Consider the following 21,322-nt stretch of genomic DNA (forward strand, 5'->3'; position numbering starts at 1 on the left):
CCTTTAGTTTGACGGCTTGCGCTGGCGCAGCTGCCATTGGGCAAGCACCACGAGCAGGACGGACGCGACGAGCACGATCGTCGCGATGGCATTGATCTCCGGCGTCACCCCGCGCCGGATCGACGCAAAGACATAGATCGGCAGCGTCGTCTGCGCGCCGGCGACGAAGAAGGCGACGATGAAATCGTCGAAGGAGAAGGTGAAGGCGAGCAGGAAGCCGGCGACCACCGCCGGCAAGATCTGCGGCAGGACGATGGAACGGAACGTCGTCAGCGGCGTGGCGTAGAGATCGCTGGATGCCTCGACCAAGTTGCGATCAAGGCTGCCCAGCCGCGTGCCGACGATCATCGTCACCAGCGCCATCGAAAACAGGCCGTGCGCGGCGATGATCGAACCATAGCCGAGCGACAGGCGCGGCGGCTGATCGTCCGGCCAGATCGAGGCGAGGAACGGGTTGATGACGGCGAACAGCTGGACGAGTGCGACCAGTGTCGAAATGCCGATGACGACGCCGGGAACGACGATTGCGGCTCCAAGCAAGGCGTCGAAGACGGCGCGGGTCCGCACCCCGACGCGTGCCAGGCCGAGCGCGGCCGCGGTGCCGAACACCGCCGCAAGCAAGGCGCTGGTGGTGGCGATGAACAGGCTGTTCTTCAGCGCCTCGACCAGGAACGGGTTCGCCAGCGCCTTGCCGTACCATTGCACCGAAAAACCGGTGAACTCGCTGGCATGATGACCGGCGTTGAAGGAGAACAGCACGACCAGTGCGATCGGCAGGTAGAGGAAGGTGAAGACGGCAATGACGAAGGCGCGCATTAGATCAAATCCACCCGGCGGGCGCCCGAGACGCGGGTCGAGATGCGGTTGGCGGCAATCAGCACCACAACCGAAACCAGCACCAGCGTGATTGCGATGGCCGATCCGAACGGCCAGTTGCGCGACTGCAGGAACAGGTCGACCAGGGCATTGCCGATGAAGAACACCTTGCCGCCGCCAAGCAGCGTCGGGATCAGGTATTCGCCGAGCAGCAGGATCATCACCAGCGAGAAGCCGGTCATCACGCCGGGCAGCGACAGTTTCAAGGTCACGCCCAAGAAAGTGGAGAGCGGCGTCGCGCCGAGATCGGCGGAGGCCTCCAGCAGGAGGCGATCGAGCCGCTCGAGGCTGACATAGATCGGCAGGATCATCAGCGGCAGATAGCCGTAGACGATGCCGAGCAGGACGGCGCCCGGCGTGTTGATCAGCCTGACATCCTCGATGCCGGCAAGCGCGAGCAGCGCCGGGATGCCGCGTCCGCCCAAAATGTACATCCAGGCATAGGTACGCATCAAAAGGCTGGTCCAGAACGGTATGACGACCAGCGCGAGCAGGATCAACCGCCAGCGCTGCGGCGCCCGCAGGGCGAGGTAATAGGCGACGGGATAGGCCACGAGCAGACAGGCGAGCGCGCCCACCGGAGCCAGCACCATCGTGTTCCAGAACGCGGTCGCCCGCGCCGGAAGATTGGCATATTGCGCCAGCGTGAAGGCCGCCCGATAGCCGCCCTCCGGCGCCCGCTCGCCGACGCTGAAGACGGCGATGGCCATGAACGGCAGCACCAGGAACACGACGAGCCACGCGGCCGCCGGCCCGAGCAGCATGGCCGTCAGCAGATTTTTGCGAATGCCGCGCATCGAAGGATTGCCCCGGTGCCGGCGGGTCTGGGCCCGCCGGTCAAGTTGTCTCGAATGGGATTTGTTGCCCGCCTAGCTCAAGCCGACTTGAAGCGCGCCATCAGCTCGGCGCGACCCGGATCGGTCAGCGTTGCAGCAGCGCCGAATTCCAGCGGCGTCAACAGGTCGGCCGCCGGATAGAGGATCGGATTGTCCAGCACCTCCTTCGGCAGCAGCTTGTTGACGCGGGCGTCGGTGGAAGGCGCGCCGTTGGCGAGGTGCTCCTTGACCGCGACCTGCGGGTTCATCAGATAGTTGAGCAGGGCGTAGCCGGCCGGCTTGTTCGGCGCGTCCTTCGGGATGGCGTAGAAGTCGGTCCAGATCTCGCCGCCTTCCTTGCCCAGCACATAGGCGATCTCCGGAATGTCGCGATGAAGCTGCGCACCGTCATTGGTCCAGCACATCGTCATCCAGGCATCGCCCGCGCGCATGCCCGGCTGGTAGTCGGAAGACACCGCGAACAGATGCGGCTTGACCTTGAGCAGCAATTCCTCGGCCTTGGCGAGTTCGTCCTGCTTCAGCGAGTTGAAGGAGTAGCCGTAATATTTCAGCGCATTGCCGATGGTGGTCAGCTGATAGTCGTGCACCATAGTGCGGCCGTCGCCCTCGGTCATGGCGGTGTCCCAGAATTCCTTCCAGCTCGTCATCGGCTTGGTCAGCTTCTTGGTGTTGACGGCAAATCCTGTCGTGCCCCAATTCTTCGGCACGGCGTAGATCGTGCCGTCGATCGTGCCTTCCGAGGTGAAGCGCGGGTCTTCCTGCGTGCCGTCGAAATTCGGCAGCTTGGCCATGTCCAACGGCTCGATGATGCCGAGCTTCTTGTAGGTCGAGATGGTGTAATTGGTCGGCACGAACAGGCTCCAGCCCGACGCCCCGGCCTGCAATTTGGCCAGCATCTCCTCATTCGAGCCGAACACGTTGACCTCGACGGCCACGCCTGTGTCCTTCTTGAAATTCTCGAAGGTCTGCGGGTCGTGATAGTTGGGCCAGGTGGCAATCGACATGCGGTCGCCGAGGTTCTCGGCGGCAAAGGCCGGCGTCGGCATGATGCCGATCTCGCGCGCCATCACCGCCGTCGCGATGCCGAGGCCGGTGAGGCCAAGGAAGTCGCGGCGGCCGATCGAGCCGCGCTTGAGGCGCATTAGCTGGTCGACGAAATTCTCGGGGCTTATCGGCAGTCCGTCACGATATGATTTCGACATGTTTTTCTACCCTCTGGTTGGTCCCGTTGTTCTTTGGATCCGCGAACGCCAACGGCGTTCCGGCGGCAAAGCCGATGGCGACGGGTTCACCCGGCTTGAAGAGATTGCCCTGGCCGATCATGTGGTCGGCCTTGGCCAGCAGCGTTCCGATGCCCTGGACCTCGACTGCGTATTCCGCCGTGGAGCCCAGAAAGATCCGGTTGCGGACGATGCCCTTGAGCGGGCCGCTAGTCGGGCCACCGAGACTGAGCGATTCAGGACGCAGGCTGACCGAAACGGTTTCGCCCTGCCGCAAATCCACCCGCTTGCGCGCCGCGATGACGGTGCCATCGGCCAGCTTCACATCCACCAGATCGCCCGAATGCCCTGCGACGGCGCCGCTCAAGAGATTGGTCTTGCCGACGAAATCGGCGACGAACAGGTCGGCCGGTTCGTCATAAATCTCGCTCGGCTGCCCAAGCTGAACGATGCGGCCGCCATTCATGACGCAGACGAAATCGCTCATCGACAGCGCTTCCTCCTGGTCGTGGGTGACCAGCACGAAGGTGATGCCGATCTCGCGTTGCAGGTTCTGCAATTCGATCTGCATGTCGGTGCGCAGCTTCTTGTCGAGCGCCGCCAGCGGCTCGTCGAGCAGCAGCACCGCCGGTTTGTTGACCAGCGCGCGGGCGAGAGCGACACGCTGCTGCTGGCCGCCGGACAGTTCGTGGACCTTGCGGCCGCCATAACCGGCGAGCCGCACCATTTCCAGCGCTTTGCCTGCCCGCAGGCCGATCTCGCGCGACGACAGCCGCGGTCGTGCCTGGCGCAACCCGTAGGCGACATTGTCGTTCACGTCCAAATGCGGGAACAGTGCATATTGCTGGAACACCATGTTGACAGGCCGCCTGTAGGGCGGCGTGTCGGCCATGTCCTGGCCGCGGATGAGCACCTTGCCCTCGCTCGGCTGTTCGAAGCCGCCGATCATGCGCAGGCAGGTCGTCTTGCCGCAGCCGGATGGTCCGAGCAGGGCGACGAAGGCGGAGGGCGGCACGGCCAGATCGATGCCGCTGACCGCGGTCACCGCGCCATAGCGCTTGGTGACGCCGCGAAACTCGATGTCGGGCACTGCGGTCAAGGCTGCGGGCTCCAGCGACAGGACGATGCGATTTCGGGACGCTACCAGAGCCAATGGCAGCTAGTATATACCTCGCAGGTGGTATATCTGACCTATTTTCTTGTTTAAGGGGGTATTGGATGTCCCGCAGCGACGACTACAGCCAGCTCGCCGCGCTGGTCGCGGCGACGCGGGAGACGAGCGGCGACGTCTTCGGCAAGGCGATGGTCGCTTGGCTGCGGCAGCATGTCGGCTTCGACCACTGCGTGGTCTTCGGCTATCGCGGCGCTGCACGCCCGCCGCTGCTGTTCGAGACCTTCTCGTCGGCCGAGAACCATGTCTTCGTTGCGCTTTACCAGGAAGGCCCATACCTGCTGGATCCGTTCCACCATGCGGCGGTCGAGCGCAAGGAAGGGTTCTGGCGCATGCGCGAGCTGGCGCCCGACCGCTTCTACGCCAGCGAATATTTTCGCTCCTACTACAGCCAGACCAGGCTGGCCGAGGAGGTCGGCTTCTTCGTTCCGCTGCCGGGCAAGGATGCGCTGGTGCTGTCGCTGATGCGGCTGCGCGCTTCAGGTCCGTTCGGGACCGCCGACGCCAGACTGCTGCGCGACATGGCGCCGGCGGTGGTCGCCTTCGCCCGATTGCGCTGGCCCGCCCTTCCCGCCGACGAGCCGGCCGAGGCCAGGCAAGACGATGCATTGGCGGCGGTCAACGAGTTCGATCGCGCCCATATCTGGAAGAGCCTGTCCCTGACGCCGCGCGAAAAGCATGTCGTCGATCTAGTGCTGCAAGGGCATTCCACCGAATCAATCGCCCGGGCCATGCGCATCGTGCCGGGGACGGTGAAGGTCCATCGCCGCAACATCTATCGCAAGCTCAAGATCAAATCGCAGGCCGGCCTTTTTGCCCGCTTTGTCGAAATCATCGACGCGCGGATAAGATAATTCCGACGGCCTTCAACCGCCTTTCGATCAAGGTCTTGCGCCAGCCTCCCAGGAGCCGGTCTCGGCCATCCGTTTCAGCAGCCGCGCCGGCTTGAAAACATCCTTGCCCGTCCGCTGGTGCCAATATTCGAGCCGCTCGACGATCCTGGGCGCGCCTTCGAGGCCGGCCCAGAACATCGGACCGCCCTTGCCGATGGGAAAGCCATAGCCGTTGACCCAGATGACATCGATGTCGGAGGCGCGGGCGGCTATCCCTTCTTCCAGAATCTTGGCCCCCTCGTTGACCATGGGATAGAGCGTGCGCTCGATGATTTCTTCCGCGCTGATTTCGCGCGACGCGATGCCCTTCTCGGCTGCCTTACCGCGGATCAGCGCATCGATCTGCGGGTCCGGGACCGGCATACGTGACCCGTTCTCGTAAAGATAATAACCTCGACCGGTTTTCTGGCCGAAACGCCCCTGTTCGCACAACGTGTCGGCGATCACGGCCGTCTGGCCTCGCGCCTTGCGGTTGCGCCAGCTAATGTCGAGGCCGGCGAGATCGCTCATCTGGAAGGGCCCCATCGGCCAGCCGAAATCGGTGAAGGCCTTGTCGATCTGGCTGGGCGTCGCGCCTTCCAGCAGCAAGGCTTCCGATTCGGAGCCGCGCGCGGCCAGCATGCGGTTGCCGACGAACCCATGGCAGACGCCGACGACGACGGCCACCTTGCCGACCCGCCGCGCCAAGTCGACTACGGTTGCCAGCGCGTCGGACGCGGTCTTGCCGGCGCGCACGATCTCCAACAGCTTCATGACGTTGGCCGGCGAGAAGAAGTGCAGGCCGAGCACGTCTTGCGGGCGCGAGATCGAGGCGGCGATTTCGTCGATGTCGAGATAGGAGGTGTTGGTGGCGAGTATCGCTCCCGGCTTGGCCATGGCATCGAGCTTGCCGAACACCTCTTTCTTGACCGCCATGTCCTCGAACACCGCCTCGATGATCAGGTCGCAATCGGCGAGGTCGGAATAGTCGATGGAGCCCTTGAATTGAGCGAGGCGTTGGCGCTTGGCGTCTTCGGTCAAGGAGCCACGCGAGACCGAGACGGCATAGTTCTTGTCGATCATGCCGAGCCCGCGCTGCAAGGCTTCCTGGCTGGTCTCCAATAAGGTGACTGGAAAACCGCCATTGACGAAGGCCATGGCGATGCCGCCGCCCATCGTGCCGGCGCCGACGACGCCGACGCGGGCGATCCTGCGCCGGACAAGGTCCTTGCCCGGGATCTTTGCGGCTTCACGCTCGGCGAAGAACAGATGCCGCTGCGCCCGCGACTGATCGCCGGCAACCAGCTTCATGAACAGCGCGCGTTCGGCAGCCAGAGCTTCCTCGAACGACATCGTGACGGTGTTGCGCACCGCTTGCGCGCAAGCGATCGGTGCGTCGAGGCCGCGCGCCTTCCTGGCGAGATCCGCCGCCTCGGCATCGAAAGCGGCCAGCTCGGTTTTCTTGATCTCGTCATCGCGATCGCGCACCGGCGTGAACGGCCCGCCCTTGCGAGCGATCTCCCTGGCGAAGTTCACGGCATGCGTGGTCACGTTACTCTCGAAGACAGCATCGACCAGTCCGGCTTCATGCGCCTCATCAGCACCGACCAGCGCACCGGAAACGATCATCCTGAGCGCTTTGATCGCGCCGACGAGGCGCGGCAGCCGCACCGTGCCGCCGCCGCCTGGCAGCAGTCCAAGCTTCACCTCGGGCAGGCCGAGCCTGGCGTCGGCATCGGCAACGCGGAAGTGACAGCCGAGCGCCAGCTCCAGCCCGCCGCCCAGCGCGGTGCCGTGGATGGCGGCGACCGTAGGTTTGGCGATGGTTTCCAGCGTCCCAATGATGGCACGCAGCTCGGGCTGCTGCACGGGCTTGCCGAATTCGGTGATGTCGGCGCCGGCGACGAAGGTCCGGCCCGCGCATGCGACGACGATGACCGCGACGGATGCGTCGTCACGCAAGGCAACCAGCGCCTGCATCAGTGGTTCGCGGACATGAAAGCTCAGCGCGTTGACCGGCGGGTTGTCGATGGTGATGATGGCGACGTCGTTGTCCCTGGCGACGCTGACAAAATTGGACAAGCTGAACCTCCCGAGACCGGCTGCGATCGGGAGGGTTTACTAGGCCGCGCCGCGAATGGGAACCGCGTGTCGCACTGGCACAAGACTTGTCAGGACAGGCTGTAGGGCGGCACGCTGGCGAGTTGCGGTTGAAGTGAGGCGAATATCACCGCACCGCCTTCTCCCCGCCGGCCGCCGTGATCACGCCGACGATGATCAGCCCGGTCAAGAGCAGGCGCACGCCGGCGCTGACGCCGAATGTGTTGAGCATGGTCAAAAGCAGCACCAGGAACAGTGCTGCGCCCCAGACGCCGGGGACATTGGCCTTGCCGCCGGCCACCGAGGTGCCGCCGATGACCACCACGGCGATCGAAGCCAGCAAATACTCGTTGCCGATATCGACATTGGCGCCGCGGAAATAACCGGCGAGCAGCGCGCCGTCGATGCCGCCGAGCGCGCCCGACAGCGTGTAGGTGAGGAAACGGACGCGGCCGACATTGACGCCGGCGAGCCAGGCGGCGCGGATGTTCTGGCCTATCGCCAGCACCGAGCGACCATAGATCATGCGCTGCAAGGCGATGGCCGCACCGATGGTAAACAGCACGGTGAGAACCGCCAGCACCGGAATGCCGAGAACCTGCCGGTTGGCGAAATCGGCAAAGCCCGGCGGCGGCTTGATCTGCAATCCGCGCCCATAGCTGATGTCGACCGACTGGATGATGAAGCTCGCCGACAAAGTGGCGATGATCGGCGGTATTCGCAGCGCCCAGATCAGCAGATAGTTGACGGCACCGATAGCCGCACCACAGGCAAGCGCAGCCAGCAGCCCGACCACAATCATGGCATCGCTGCCGCCCATCACCTTCATGGCCACCGCGCTGGCGAGCCCGATATTGGCCGGTAGCGACAGGTCGACATTGCCCGGCCCAAGCGTGATGACGAACATCTGGCCGACGCCGACGATGACGGTGAACACCGCGAGCGAAAGGGCAGCGGTTACCATGCCGCCGGCGCCATAGCCGCCGGTGAAGGCGATCGTCGCCAGCCACACCACAAGCGCGCCGACGAACGACCAGATCCAGGGTTTGGCAGCCAGCGATCTAACCAGCGTCATCGCTCACCTCTCCTTGCGGCTGATCAGCACCCGCGCCGCCAGCACAATGATCAGGATGGCGCCATTGGCCGCCACCTGCCAGTCGGGCGGGATGTGCATGAAGGTGAGCAGCGGCGATGCCGCCAACGCCAAGGTCAGCGCGCCGATTACCGCGCCGATCGGCGACACGCGTCCGCCGACGAATTCGCCGCCGCCGAGGATGACGCCGGCGATCGAAAGCAGCGTGTAGCCATTGCCGATATTGGCATCGGCCGAAGTGGTGATGCCGATCAGCGCCATGCCGGACAGCACGCCGAACAGACCCGTCAGCGCGAACAACACGACCTTGGTCTTGAGCAGCGACCAGCCGGCACGTTTGAGCGCAGCCGGGTTGCCGCCCGAGCCGCGCAGGATCACGCCATAGGAGGTGCGCATCAGGCCGAAATGGACGATGAGGCCAATCAGCAGCGCCGCGATGATGGGGAAGGGCACAAAGGGCGGCTTGAACGCCATGATCGCCAGCAGCCAGTCCGGCGCCTTGCCGCCCGGCTTGGGCAGCACCAGGATGGCCAGCCCCTGCCAGACGAAACTCATGCCCAGCGTCACCACGATCGATGGCAAATTGCGCAGGTGGATCAGCGCGCCGAGCAGCGCATAGACGCCGATCGATCCGAGCAGGATGAGGACGCCGATGAGCGGTGCGTCCTTCAACCACGTCGCGGTGACGCAACCGACGAAACCGACAAAGGTGCCGATCGACAGGTCGAGCTCGTTGCCCGATATGACGAACATCTGCGCTATCGTCGCCAGCGCGATCGGGATCACCAGGTTCAGCATCAGGCCGAAGCCGAAATAGCTGATGGCGCGCGGATTGAGCCAGGCGATAGCGAGCAGCACCAGCACCAGCGACAGCGCCGGCAGCAGCCCACGCAGTAGGCGGGCGCGTGCCGCTCCGCGACCAAAGGTCTTCGAACCGTTTTGAACAGAGACGGCCGTCATCTCAGGCCGCGTCGCCGAAGGAGGACTGGATGATCTTTTCTTCCGTCAGCTCGTCGCGCGTCAGATTGGCGACGATGCGGCCGTTCTTGAAGACATAGACATGGTCGCAATTGTCGAGTTCTTCCGTTTCCGTGGTGTACCAGAGGAAGGTGCGGCCTTTGCCGGCCTCCTCGCGCACGAGATCGTAAACCTCGAGCTTGGTGCCGATGTCGACGCCGCGCATCGGGTCGTCCATCAGCACGATCCCGGCATCGGAGCCGAGTGCCCGGGCGAACAAGGCCTTCTGCTGGTTGCCGCCCGACAGCGAAAAGATGTTGTTGTTCATATCCGGCGTGCGGATGCCGATCTTCTTTTGCCAGAACCCGGCCAGTTCGGCCTCGCGCCGAGGCGAGATCAACAGCCCGTTGCGCAGCCGAGCCAGCGAGCGGATGCCGATATTTTCAGCGATCGACCACTGCGGGAAGATGCCGTCCGCCTGGCGGTCGCCGGCCACAAGCGCCACCGGTGCGGTGACCTCGACGCCGGCCTTGGCGCGCGATGCCGCGGCGAAGATCGCCAGCAGCAGATCGGTCTGGCCATGGCCGGCCAGGCCGGCAAGTCCGATGATCTCGCCGGCGCGGGCCACCAGCTCCTTGCCGTCCTGCTGCCGCGCCGGCCGTGCGCGCACCCGCAACGGGCCGGCCTCGGCTTTCCGGATTTCGGTGGCGGTCCTCCGATGTCCTTCGGCGCCGCCCATGGTGGCGACCAGCCTATCGCGGTCGAAAGCGTTCGCCGCGTCGGCGGCGACAACCTTGCCGTCGCGCATCACGACGATGCGATCGGCGTTCTGCAGCACTTCGCCCAGCACATGCGAGATGAGAATGCAGCTGCCGCCCGACGCGACGAAGCGGCGCACGAAGGCAAGCAGCTGACCCGCCGTGTGCGCGTCGAGCGAGGACGTCGGCTCGTCGAGGATAACCAGGTGCAGCGGCTCGCGGCTCAGCGTGAACGCGCGCGCCACCTCCACCATCTGTCGCCGTCCGATGGAAAGGTCACCGGCGATGTCGGCCGCCGAGATGCCATGGTCGGGAAAGATTTCGTCCAGCTTGGCCGTGATCAGTTCGGCCGCCTTGCGCCGCCAGCCGAAGCCGGTGAGCGAGGCGTGGTTGATGCGCGTGTTCTCGGCGACGCTGAGATTGGGGCACAGCGACAATTCCTGGAACACGCAGCGTATGCCGAGCTGCTGTGCCCGCGACACCGAGTAGTTCTCCTCGGCCTCACCATGCACGCCGATCGTTCCGCTGTCGGGTGTCAGCGTGCCCGCCACCATGTGCATGAGCGTCGATTTGCCGGCGCCGTTGTGGCCGACGAGGCCGACGCACTCGCCGGGCCCGACAGTGAAGTCGACGCCGCCAAGCGCGCGAACGGCGCCGAAGTGTTTTTCGGCGCCGCTCAGTCTGATGATGTCCGCGTTCCCTTCAGGCATGCTCAACGATATCCGGTCGGCGATGTGCACGGCAACGCGTGTGCGACATTCACTTGATATTGGCTTTGATGGCCGCGATGGCATCTTCCTGTGTGTATTCGTGCGTGGCGACACCGCCCTCCTTGATCTTCGGCAGAGCGGCCTCGAAATCGTCCTGAGTGAAGGCGAGATACGGCACCAGCAGGTCGTGGGGAATGTCCTTGCGGCCGTCGAGCACTTGCTGCGCCACCCAGAAGGCGAGCGTCGAGACACCGGGCGCGATCGAGGCCGACCAGGTCTGGTAGCCGTCCTTTTCCTTCTGTTCCTTCCACCATTTCAGCTCGTCCTGGCGGTTGCCCATGATGATGGTCGGGCGCGGCTTGCCGGCGGCGGCGAAGGCTTGCGCGGCGCCATAGCCGTCACCGCCCTGGTCGACGATGCCGACGATTTCGGGCAGCGAGGGCAGGATGGTCGCCACCGCCTTCTGCGCCGTCGTCTGGTCCCAGTCGCCGGTCACCGAGCCGACGATCTTGAACTCGGGATGGGCGGCCACGCCTTCGAGGATGCCGGCATGGATGGCGTCGTCGATCGAGGTGCCGGCGAGGCCACGGATCTCGAGCAGGTTGCCGCCCTTGGGCTGGAACTTGGCCATATGCTCGACTTCCTGCTTGCCCATGTCCTTATAGTCGACGACGACGCGGTAGGCGCAGGGTTCGGTGACGATGCCGTCGAAGGAAACGACCACGATGCCGGCGTCGCAGGCCTGCTTGATGGCACCGTTCAGCGCGTCGGGCGAGGCGGCGTTGATGACGATGGCGTCATAGCCCTGTAGAATCAGGTTTTGCACCTGGGCTGCCTGGGTCGGCACTTCCTTGTCGGCCGTCGTGAAGACATCGGCGGCCCCGACCACCTTGTCGGCCACCGCCTTCTTGGTGACGGCGTTGTAGCTGTCGAGCATCGCCTGCCGCCACGAATTGCCGGCGTAATTGTTGGAGAAAGCGATCTTCTTGCCGCTGGTGTCGGCAAACGCCGTACCGGCTGCGAGCACCGCTGCAAGGGTGCCCAGGACGAACAGTTTCTTCATGTCATACTCCTCCCGAGTTGCTGGTCTTGATGGCTGCTGGTGACTATCGCGCTTGCGTACCTGTTTTTTATCTATTGTCAGACAAAAGTGCAGAAGGCCGGCGAGCTGTCAACTGCAATCCATAAGATGCCGCTGATCACATTGCGGTGCGACGATTGAAAAGGCTTCGGTGGATGGGCTAGGCATGCGGGCAGGAGGCCGCAGACGCATGGCAGTGACGCCGATCGTTCCCCCGGGGGCTCCGGGAATTCCGGCGCGCTGGACGTCAAGCGCCAAAAGCGGCGTCGGCGCGGCGCTTTCGCCGTCGAGCCGCGTCTGGTTCACGGTCAGCCATGGCATCCTGAACGAGATCTACTATCCCGGTGTCGACAGTGCCTGCACCCGCGACCTCGGCCTGATTGTCACCGGCCCGAACGGATATTTCTCGGAAGAAAAACGTGATGCCGCGCATGGCATCGAACCGTTCGAAGAAGGCGTGCCAGCCTACAGGCTGGTCAACACCGCTGATGACGGCGCCTACCGGATCGAGAAGCGTATCCTGGCCGACCCTGCACGACCCACCTTGCTGCAGGAGATCACCTTCACGCCGCTCAAGGGCGCGCCGGGCGACTACCGCGTCCACGCCTTGCTGGCGCCGCATCTGGTCAATGCCGGCATGGGCAACACCGCCTGGGTCGGCGACCATGAGGGAGAGCCTGTGCTGTTCGCCTCGGGCCGCGGCACTTGCCTTGCGCTGGCCCCATCGCTGCCCTGGCGGAACGGCTCGGCCGGATATGTCGGCGTCTCCGACGGCTGGCAGCAACTGCGCAACACCGGTAGGCTCGATCCAGCCTTTCAGCAAGCCGAGGACGGCAATGTAGCGCTGACCGGCGAAATCGGGTTTTCCGCCAACAGCACCAAAACGGTACTGGCGCTGGGCTTCGGGGCGACGTCCGAAGAGGCCGCTCGAAATGCCTTCGCCAGCCTCAGGCAGGGTTTCGCGGCGGCGGCGACTTCCTACGCCGAACAATGGCGCGAATGGCAGGCTGGCCTGCTGCGGCTGGACCGCCGTGGCGCGTCCGGAGTGAACAGCTACAGGATCTCCACCGCCGTCCTGGCGACGCACCGGTCATCGCTCATGCCGGGCGCGGCGGTCGCCAGCCTGTCTATCCCATGGGGCTTCGACAAGGGCGACGACGATCTCGGCGGCTACCATCTGGTCTGGCCGCGCGATCTGGTCGAGACGGCGGGCGGCTTTCTCGCCGCCGGCGATGCCGCTTCGGCCCTGCAAACCCTCGACTATCTCTGCTCCATCCAGCAGCCGGATGGCCACTGGCCGCAGAACGCCTGGCTCGATGGGACAGCTTATTGGCCGGGCATCCAGATGGACGAATGCGCCTTTCCGCTGCTGCTGGCGGATGCGCTGCGGCGCCAGGGCCATTTGCCGCGCGCCAGGCTTTTGGCCTTCCTGCCAATGATCGAGCGCGCCGCAGCCTATGTCGTGCGCAATGGACCCGTCACCGGCGAGGACCGTTGGGAGGAGGATTCCGGTTACAGCCCGTTCACGCTCGCCGTTGAGATCGCGGCGCTGCTTGCCGCCGCGGATATGCTGGAGGCCTGCGGCAAGCAGGACGCAGCAAGCTATCTGCGCGAGACCGCCGACGGCTGGAACGACCAGGTCGAGCGCTGGACCTATGTCACCGGCACGGCAAGCTGCGAGGCGACCGGCGTCGCGGGTTACTATGTCCGCATCGCACCGCCCGACAGCGCCGAGGCCGGTTCGCCGAAGGACGGCTATGTGCCGATCAAAAACCGCCCGCCTGGCGATGCCGACCGGCCGGCGCAGGAAATCGTCAGCCCGGACGCATTTGCCCTGGTGCGCTTTGGCCTCAGGGCAGCCGACGATCCGCGCATCGTCGACACGGTCAAGGTCATCGACGCGCAGCTGCGCCGGCAACTGCCGCAGGGGCCGCTCTGGTATCGCTACACCGGCGACGGCTATGGCGAGCACGAGGACGGCGCGCCATTCGACGGCACCGGCCAGGGCCGCCCCTGGCCGTTGCTCGCCGGCGAACGGGCCCATTACGAGCTGGCGGCCGGACGCAAGGACAAGGCGACCTCGCTGCTGGCGGCGATGGAGGGCTCGTCCGGACCGGGCGGCCTGTTGCCGGAGCAGATCTGGGACGGCGCCGACCTCCCCGAGCGCGAACTGCTGCATGGCAAGCCCTCGGGCAGCGCCATGCCGCTGGTCTGGGCGCATTCCGAACATATCAAGCTGCTGCGCTCGCTGCGCGACGGCGCGGTGTTCGACATGCCGCCGCAAGGCGTCGAACGCTATATCGACAATAGGACCGTCTCGCCGTTCCGGACATGGCGCTTCAACAACAAGATCCGTTCCATGCCGGCCGGCAAGACAATGCGCGTCGAGCTTTTGGCGAAGGCAACCGTTCATTGGAGCGTCGACAATTGGGCGACCGTGCATGACAGCGCGACCAGCGAGAATGCCTTCGGCGTCCATGTTGCTGATCTGCCGGTCGCCGGCCTGCCCGAGGGGAGCACGCTGATCTTCACTTTTTTCTGGCCCGGCAGCGGCGATTGGGAGAATGTCGACTTCTCCGTCATCATTGGTGAACAGGACAGACTGTAGATCCTTCCCGGCAGATCCTCTTCAAGACACAAGGATGAGACCATGCAGATCGGAATGATGGGACTGGGCCGAATGGGCGCCAACATGGTCCGGCGCCTGATGCGTGACGGCCACGAATGCGTCGTCTACGACATCAACCCGGCAAGCGTCGCGGCCCTGGTCGGCGACGGCGCCTCGGGGGCTGCATCGATGGCGGAATTCGTCGGCAAGCTCGCCAAGCCGCGCTGCGTGTGGCTGATGCTGCCTGCGGCCATCACCGGCAAGATCGTCGATCAGGTGGCGGCGCTGATGGAACCCGGCGACATCATCATCGACGGCGGCAATTCCTACTATCACGACGACGTCGACCGGGCCGCCAAGCTCGCCGCCAAGGGCCTCAACTATGTCGATGTCGGCACCAGCGGCGGCGTCTGGGGCCTGGATCGCGGCTACTGCCTGATGATCGGCGGGCCCGATGACGCGGTCCGGCATCTCGATTCGGTCTTCGCCACGCTGGCGCCCGGCGCGGATGCCGGTGCGCCCGCTCCCGACAAGACGGCCGGCACGGCGCCCTTCGGCTATCTGCATTGTGGCCCGAGCGGCGCCGGCCACTTCGTCAAGATGGTCCATAACGGCATCGAGTACGGCGTCATGGCCGCCTATGCCGAAGGCATGAATATTCTCAAGGCCGGCAATGCCGGCAAGGTCAAGCGCGAGGCCGATGCCGAGACCAGCCCGTTGCAGAACCCCGAATACTACCAGTTTGACATCGACCTTGCCGAAGTGGCCGAGGTCTGGCGGCATGGCAGCGTCATCGGCTCGTGGCTGCTTGATCTCACCGCCGGCGCGTTGAAGAGCGATCCCGGCCTGACCCAGTTTGGCGGCCGGGTGTCCGATTCCGGCGAAGGCCGCTGGACCCTGAAAGCGGCCATCGACACCGGCGTGCCGGCGCCGGTGCTGTCCTCGGCCCTGTTCGACCGCTTCTCCTCGCAAGGCGAATCCGAATTCGCCGACAAGCTCTTGTCGGCCATGCGCTATGCATTCGGCGGCCATGTCGAAAAACCGAAGGCCGGCAAGTGACGGCGGCAGGGGAGACGCGCTCATGAGCCCGGAACGGTCCGATACGCTGGTGCTCTTCGGGGCGACCGGCGACCTTGCCCATAAGAAGATATTTCCTTCCCTCTATGCCATGGTCGCCAAGGGGACGCTTACCGAACCGGTGATCGGCGTCGCCTTCGACGCCTGGGATTTGAGGAAATTGCAGGACCGCGCGCGCGACGGCATCGTCAATACGCTCGGCAAGATCGACGAGAAGGTGTTCGCCAAGCTCGCTTCGCTACTGCGCTATGTCAGCGGCGACTATCGCGATCCGGCCACGTTCGAGAAACTGAAGAGCGCGCTGGGCACCGCCCAGCGGCCGCTGCACTACATGGCGGTGCCGCCGACCATGTTCGAGACGGTGGTCCAGGGCCTGGAGCAATCGGGCACGGCGCGCGGCGCGCGGCTGATGGTGGAAAAGCCCTTCGGCCATGACCTGCAATCGGCGCGCTGGCTGAACCGGGTGCTGCATCTGGTGTTCGACGAACAGTCGATCTTCCGCATCGATCACTATCTCGGCAAGGAGGCGATCCAGAACCTGCTCTATTTCCGCTTCGCCAATTCCTTCCTGGAACCGATCTGGAACCGCAATTTCGTCGAGAGCGTGCAGATCACCATGGCCGAGGATTTCGGCATCGATGGGCGCGGCCGGTTCTATGACGAGGTCGGCTGCGTCAGGGACGTGATCGAGAACCATCTGCTCAACATCCTCCTGCTGCTGGCGATGGAACCGCCGGTCGGCCGTTCCGCCGACGACCTGATCGACGAGAAGGTGCAGGTGCTGCGCGCGATCCGCACCTTGACCAAGGACGATATCGTGCGTGGCCAATTCGACGGCTATCTCGCCGAGCCCGGCGTGGCGCCCAACTCGCCGGTCGAAACTTTCGCGGCGGTGCGCTTCTTCGTCGACACCTGGCGCTGGCGCGACGTGCCGTTCTTCATCCGCGCCGGCAAGAACATGCCGGTGCATGCCACGGAGGTGATCGTGCGGCTGAAGCGGCCGCCGCTCGATGTCTTCGACCCGATCAAGCCGAACGACGCCAATTATGTGCGCTTCCGCATCGACCCGCAGGTGGCGATCTCGATCGGCGCCCAGCGCAAGGCAGCGGGCGACGACATGGTCGGCGAACAGGTCGAACTGACGGCGCTCGACGACAGCAAGGGCGATATGCCGCCCTATGAACGGCTGATCGGCGATGCCATGAACGGCAATGGCCAGCTTTTTACCCGCCAGGACGCCAGCGAACTTGCCTGGCGCATCGTCGGGCCGGTCCTCGGCGACACCACGCCGCCGCATCTTTATGAACCGAAGACCTGGGGGCCGGCAGCCGCCATGAACGGCTTCGGGCCGCCGAACGGCTGGATCAATCCATCGAAATAGGCTGGGAGAGGGCAGCATGGCCAGGACGGCAAGGCCGAAAGCGGCGAGCGGCGATCCGATCGTGCTGTCGATCGACATAGGCGGCTCGCACGTCAAGATCCTCACCAGCTCAGGCGGTGCTGAGCGCCGCGCCGATTCCGGGCCGGACCTGAGGCCCCAGCAGATGATCGATGCGGTGAAGGCGCTGGCCGACGGACTGTCCTACGACGTCGTCTCGATGGGCTATCCCGGCCCGGTGCATCACAACAGGCCCTTGTTCGATCCCGCCAATCTCGGCAAGGGCTGGGCCGGCTTCGACTTCGCCGCGCAGTTCGGCAAACCGGTCAAGGTGGTCAACGACGCGCTGATGCAGGCCATCGGCAGCTATGAAGGCGGTCGCATGCTGTTCCTGGGGTTGGGAACCGGCCTGGGTGCGGCGATGATCGTCGACAACGTCGCCCAACCGATGGAACTCGCCCATCTTCCCTATAAGAAGGGCAAGAGCTTCGAGGACTATGTCGGTGAGCGCGGCCTGATAAAACGCGGCAAGAAGAAATGGCGAAAATCCGTTTTCGACGTCGTCGACCGGCTGCGCGCCGCCATGCAGCCCGATTATGTCGTCATCGGCGGCGGCAATGTCGACAAGCTCGGCGATTTGCCCGCCGACAGCAGGCGCGGCGACAACACACGCGCCTTCGAAGGCGGATTTCGTCTGTGGCGAGACAAGGCCCTGATCGTCTGATAGTATTACAGTTCAGTATAGTTATTCAAAATAATGTGTGACGCGGGGCCAAGTCGTTGCATTGCGCAGATTTGCCGACTAGGAATTCCGGCGCACTACATCGCGACGAACCGCGAGGGACGTGCAAAGACGCCGCCGCACTTTAACTTTGCGCATCATCCCATCCGAAACTGTGCCGATTTCGGGCCCCATACGCCATAGACGGAGGAAAATAGATTGACCGACGACAGCAACGACGCTCGCAAGGATATCGACCTTCTCGAGCTGACCGCCCATATCGTGTCGGCTTACGTCGAGAAGAACCGCCTGCCCGCCTCCGGCCTGGCCGACCTCATCGCCAGCGTCAGCGCTTCGATCAGCGGGCTCGGCCAGCCGGCCGTACCCGTGGCGGCGCCGCTCGTGCCGGCGGTCAATCCCAAGAAGTCGGTGACGCCGGATTTCATCATCTGCCTGGAGGACGGCAAGAAGTTCAAATCGCTGAAGCGTCATCTGGGCGTGCATTTCGGCCTGACGCCGGACGCCTACCGCGCCAAATGGGGCTTGCCGTCGGACTATCCGATGGTCGCTCCCAATTACGCGGCCTCGCGTTCGGAACTGGCTAAGTCGATCGGTCTCGGCCGCAAGGCCGTCGCCCCGAAAGCGCCGGCCAGGGGCAGGAAAGCCAAGGTCTCGGCCTGAGCGCGCATTCCGGCGCTGAGCCAATGGTTTGATTGAGGCCTGCCGGCGGTTCCGTCTTGGCAGGCTGCCCGATCTTACGCTCTTCCATGGCGAGCGCGCAATTGCAGGGCGGGCTCGATGCCATCTCCGGCGCGCTGAGGGAATGATTTTCCACCCCGTCTGCAGACTGGCAGGAAACCTCAGTTCGCTGCCGGAACGGAACAGCTCAGATCGCCTTCCTTGCAATTCAGGTAACCCTCGAAATCCTTGACCCGGGATTGCGTCAGGCCATCCATGCACATCGAGAGGAGCATGGGGACCACGCTGCCTCCGGCCGCTCCCGCGATCTGGAAATTGCACTCGGCGTCGCGGAACTTGATCCAATTCTGCTGCGCTTGGACAAGAAGCTTCTTGGTATCCGCGTCGTCCTTCAGGCGGGTTTCGATCTGCTTGTAAAGTTCGTTGAGCTTCTTGTCGGATTTCCTGAACGAAGCATCGGCGCATTGGTTCATGGTGGCCTGATCCTTGGCGTCGGCGCACTTGTCCTTGGCAAAAGCGAAAGCCGGCATGGCCAGAACTACGGCGGTGGTCAGAATTGCGGTTTTCATTGGTTCTCGTCCTCTTTGCAGGTGAGCGGCATCGTCATTCCGTAACGGTTTCGGCGAAGCACCTGGCCAGCTTTTCCGGCGCTCCGAGCTTCTTCGCCCAGGATACCAGTCCAGGCTTTTCCGATGGATCGGCATAGCCGCCCCAGACGTCACGAAACTGCTTCTTTCCGTCGACGGTCTGGAAGAACATCACGCCGTCATCGCTCACAGGCGTGGAGACATAAGCGGCGCTCCAGTTGCCGCTTTCCAAGATGGTGATGAACTTGGCGCGGGCGGGCTTGAACTTATTGTCCATCGCCGAAGCGACGAGCGGTGCATATTCCTGTTTGCGCGCCTTCGTCACTTCGACCTTGACGCCGTCGCAGGCATCGTTCGCGAAAGCAGATGTCGGTATCAACCCCGCCAGCCCGATCATGACGATTTTGGCGTGCCGTCGAACCAAGTCGCCGAATTCAGACATAGGTGGTTTTCCTCTTCCTTTGCGGAGTGTGGCTGTCAGTCGGAATCGTCGTCACCCGATGAATTGTCATCGTCAGGCGCATCGACCTGGCAGCCGATGCCATTGCACCCCTGATAGTTGCCCTGCGTATCGAAGCTTGGATTGCCGGGCTGTGGCCCATGCATTCGACGACTTTGCGGCCGGCCGTCGCAATTCCTCAAATCGAGGGGAGCGCTCCCAGCGGGAGCCGCCTTGGCGAATGTCCATTTCCCTCTCCATGCCTAGCGCCCATCCGCCCAAGCATGCCAACGATCCGCCGGCGCGGTTGATGTATCCATAGGTTGTAACCGATGTCCCCGGCTAGCAAGGAAAAATTGCCCGATCTTGAGTTCTGTTTTGAAAATGCTTAATAATCCAGTAAGCACCCTGCTTGATTTAGCAAGTACTTAAATGCAATGACAGAAAGGCGCCAGCAAAAAGATTGCTGATTACGCGTACGCTTTTCGCATTATTCCAACATGGAATGGTCTATTGTTCCAATTCACAAGGAACGACGATATATAAGGGTGAAGTTACGCTCGACATTATCGCCAAAACCCAATGTATCGGTAGGTTTCGGCCATGCCAGTGGGCAGGCCGAAAGAATGCTGCTCATCGATCGGCTTTCAAGGCTATCGCGTGCACGATGGGGAGACATGCGGTCTTCGAGACACCCGATAGGCTTTCCTGTCCCGCCGGGCCTTGGCGGGTGAGTTTCGTGTGCGTTCGATGGAACACGTCAGAAAATCCTTGATCCAGAACCTGTTTTTTGCGCGCGTCATACGTCGAACTGGGCTAAAGGGTTCCCCGGCCGGACCAGCGTCCTTCGTGGAAGTGCCCCGCCGGCCTCCATCCTTCTAACGGGGCCTCGTTCCATGACCTCCGAACAGATATCACCGGACCAGCGCTATACCGCGTTCCGCCATCGCTCCTTCCTGAGCTATTGGGCGGCGCGCTTCCTCACCACATTCGCCACCATGATCGTGTCCGTCGCGGTCGGCTGGCAGATGTACGACCTGACCCGCGACCCGCTCGATCTCGGGCTTGTCGGCATCGTCCAGTTCCTGCCTGCGCTGCTCCTGGTGCTGGTCACGGGGGTCGTTGCCGACCGTTTCGGCCGCCGGCTGATCATGGCGCTGGCGGTGCTGCTCGAGGCGATCTGCGCGCTCGCGCTGCTCATCCTGACCCTGCGCGGCATCAGCGGCCCGCTGCCAATCTTCATCGTGCTCGCCATGTTCGGCATTGCCCGCGCCTTCTTCGGACCGGCCTCGTCGTCGCTGTTCGCCAATCTGGTGCCGCCCCGGGATTTCGCCAACGCCATCGCCTGGAACTCGTCGGCCTGGCAGACGGCGACCATCGTCGGGCCGGTCGCCGGCGGCCTGCTCTACGGCGTATCGGCCGAGGTGGCCTATGGCACGGCCACGGCGCTGATGCTCGTCGCCGGGCTGCTGATCTTCACCATACCGAGGCCGGCACAGCGCAGCGAGACCGACAAGCCGACCATGCAGACCCTGTTCGCCGGCTTCGGTTACATCTGGGGCGAGAAGATCGTGCTTGGCGCCATCTCGCTCGATCTCTTCGCCGTGCTCCTGTCCGGCGCCTCGGCGCTGCTGCCGATCTATGCCCGCGACATATTGCAACTCGGTCCCTGGGGACTTGGTTTGCTGCGCTCGGCGCCAGGGGTGGGTGCCATCTGTGTCGCCATCTGGCTCGCTGGTCATCCTATCCGCAACCACGCGGGCCTGATCATGCTCGGCTTCGTGGCCGCGTTCGGCGCCTTTACGGTGCTGTTCGGCCTGTCGACCATCGCCTGGCTGTCGATCCTGGCATTGGCCTTCCTCGGCGCCACCGACATGTTCAGCGTCTACATCAGGGAAACCTTGATCCAGCTCTGGACCCCCGATCATGTCCGCGGCCGCGTCAACGCCGTCAATCAGGTCTTCGTCGGCGCCTCCAACGAGCTCGGCGAATTCCGCGCCGGCACCATGGCGGCGCTGATCGGCACGGTGCCGGCCGTCGTCATCGGCGGCGTCGGCGCCATCGCCGTTGCCGGCCTGTGGGCCTACCTGTTCCCGGCGCTCCGAAGGGTGCGGCACCTCAATGGACGAAACTGACGGG

The 21,322-nt window shown here is 63.9% G+C and carries 18 protein-coding genes; 7 read left to right on the top strand and 11 right to left on the bottom strand.

What is annotated here, in order from left to right:
* Positions 1-3: 3 nt before the first annotated feature.
* From FJ973_RS03030 to FJ973_RS03045, 4 genes are all read right to left on the bottom strand, one after another.
* Positions 4-816 carry an ABC transporter permease gene (locus FJ973_RS03030; protein WP_140554817.1) on the bottom strand — a complete coding sequence of 271 codons (813 nt, stop codon included), beginning with the start codon at positions 814-816 and terminating at the stop codon, positions 4-6.
* Positions 816-1,673 (bottom strand): ABC transporter permease, encoded by an 858-nt coding sequence (locus tag FJ973_RS03035; protein WP_140554818.1) that lies wholly within the window; start codon positions 1,671-1,673, stop codon positions 816-818. The genes FJ973_RS03030 and FJ973_RS03035 overlap by 1 nt, the downstream gene beginning before the upstream one ends.
* Positions 1,674-1,750: 77 nt before the next feature.
* Positions 1,751-2,914, bottom strand: a complete 1,164-nt coding sequence (locus FJ973_RS03040; protein ID WP_140492580.1) for a spermidine/putrescine ABC transporter substrate-binding protein — start codon at positions 2,912-2,914, stop codon at positions 1,751-1,753.
* A complete protein-coding gene (locus tag FJ973_RS03045; protein WP_140513973.1) occupies positions 2,895-4,031 on the bottom strand; it encodes an ABC transporter ATP-binding protein in 1,137 nt (378 codons plus the stop codon). The genes FJ973_RS03040 and FJ973_RS03045 overlap by 20 nt, the downstream gene beginning before the upstream one ends.
* A 119-nt stretch (positions 4,032-4,150) precedes the next feature.
* On the opposite strand from FJ973_RS03045, the gene FJ973_RS03050 reads away from it, so the two are divergent.
* On the top strand, positions 4,151-4,957 hold the full coding sequence (locus FJ973_RS03050; RefSeq protein ID WP_140554819.1) for a LuxR C-terminal-related transcriptional regulator: 807 nt from the start codon (positions 4,151-4,153) through the stop codon (positions 4,955-4,957).
* A gap of 27 nt (positions 4,958-4,984) precedes the next feature.
* Here FJ973_RS03050 and FJ973_RS03055 read toward each other — a convergent pair whose 3' ends face one another.
* From FJ973_RS03055 to FJ973_RS03075, 5 genes are all read right to left on the bottom strand, one after another.
* Positions 4,985-7,057: a 3-hydroxyacyl-CoA dehydrogenase NAD-binding domain-containing protein gene (locus FJ973_RS03055; RefSeq protein ID WP_140554820.1), complete on the bottom strand. Its 2,073-nt coding sequence runs from the start codon at positions 7,055-7,057 to the stop codon at positions 4,985-4,987.
* A gap of 145 nt (positions 7,058-7,202) precedes the next feature.
* Positions 7,203-8,150, bottom strand: a complete 948-nt coding sequence (locus FJ973_RS03060; protein ID WP_140554821.1) for an ABC transporter permease — start codon at positions 8,148-8,150, stop codon at positions 7,203-7,205.
* Positions 8,151-8,153: 3 nt separating this feature from the next.
* Positions 8,154-9,128 carry an ABC transporter permease gene (locus tag FJ973_RS03065; protein ID WP_140554822.1) on the bottom strand — a complete coding sequence of 325 codons (975 nt, stop codon included), beginning with the start codon at positions 9,126-9,128 and terminating at the stop codon, positions 8,154-8,156.
* A gap of 1 nt (position 9,129) precedes the next feature.
* Positions 9,130-10,593, bottom strand: coding sequence for a sugar ABC transporter ATP-binding protein (locus FJ973_RS03070; RefSeq protein ID WP_140554823.1), 1,464 nt, complete (start codon positions 10,591-10,593; stop codon positions 9,130-9,132).
* A 49-nt stretch (positions 10,594-10,642) separates the two neighbouring features.
* Positions 10,643-11,656: an ABC transporter substrate-binding protein gene (locus FJ973_RS03075; RefSeq protein ID WP_140492600.1), complete on the bottom strand. Its 1,014-nt coding sequence runs from the start codon at positions 11,654-11,656 to the stop codon at positions 10,643-10,645.
* 208 nt (positions 11,657-11,864) lie between these two features.
* Between FJ973_RS03075 and FJ973_RS03080 the strand changes: the two genes are divergently transcribed.
* The 5 genes from FJ973_RS03080 (at position 11,865) to FJ973_RS03100 (ending at position 18,139) form a co-directional block, all read left to right on the top strand.
* Positions 11,865-14,282 carry a glucan 1,4-alpha-glucosidase gene (locus FJ973_RS03080; RefSeq protein WP_140554824.1) on the top strand — a complete coding sequence of 806 codons (2,418 nt, stop codon included), beginning with the start codon at positions 11,865-11,867 and terminating at the stop codon, positions 14,280-14,282.
* 42 nt (positions 14,283-14,324) lie between these two features.
* On the top strand, positions 14,325-15,341 hold the full coding sequence (gnd, locus tag FJ973_RS03085; protein ID WP_140492606.1) for a phosphogluconate dehydrogenase (NAD(+)-dependent, decarboxylating): 1,017 nt from the start codon (positions 14,325-14,327) through the stop codon (positions 15,339-15,341).
* A 22-nt stretch (positions 15,342-15,363) separates the two neighbouring features.
* A complete protein-coding gene (zwf, locus tag FJ973_RS03090) occupies positions 15,364-16,740 on the top strand; it encodes a glucose-6-phosphate dehydrogenase (RefSeq protein WP_140513965.1) in 1,377 nt (458 codons plus the stop codon).
* 16 nt (positions 16,741-16,756) lie between these two features.
* Positions 16,757-17,461 (top strand): ROK family protein, encoded by a 705-nt coding sequence (locus tag FJ973_RS03095; protein ID WP_140554825.1) that lies wholly within the window; start codon positions 16,757-16,759, stop codon positions 17,459-17,461.
* Positions 17,462-17,677: 216 nt separating this feature from the next.
* The gene (locus tag FJ973_RS03100; RefSeq protein ID WP_140492615.1) at positions 17,678-18,139 is read left to right on the top strand and encodes a MucR family transcriptional regulator; all 462 of its coding nucleotides are present in this window, start codon (positions 17,678-17,680) and stop codon (positions 18,137-18,139) included.
* A 179-nt stretch (positions 18,140-18,318) separates the two neighbouring features.
* Here FJ973_RS03100 and FJ973_RS03105 read toward each other — a convergent pair whose 3' ends face one another.
* Positions 18,319-18,726, bottom strand: coding sequence for a lysozyme inhibitor LprI family protein (locus tag FJ973_RS03105; protein WP_140492618.1), 408 nt, complete (start codon positions 18,724-18,726; stop codon positions 18,319-18,321).
* 34 nt (positions 18,727-18,760) lie between these two features.
* Positions 18,761-19,186, bottom strand: a complete 426-nt coding sequence (locus FJ973_RS03110) for a hypothetical protein (protein WP_140554826.1) — start codon at positions 19,184-19,186, stop codon at positions 18,761-18,763.
* 893 nt (positions 19,187-20,079) lie between these two features.
* Here FJ973_RS03110 and FJ973_RS03115 point away from each other — a divergent pair.
* A complete protein-coding gene (locus FJ973_RS03115) occupies positions 20,080-21,318 on the top strand; it encodes an MFS transporter (protein ID WP_140554827.1) in 1,239 nt (412 codons plus the stop codon).
* Positions 21,319-21,322 lie beyond the last annotated feature (4 nt).

Origin of the sequence: Mesorhizobium sp. B2-1-3 (assembly GCF_006442495.1) — a bacterium.
GTDB lineage: Bacteria > Pseudomonadota > Alphaproteobacteria > Rhizobiales > Rhizobiaceae > Mesorhizobium.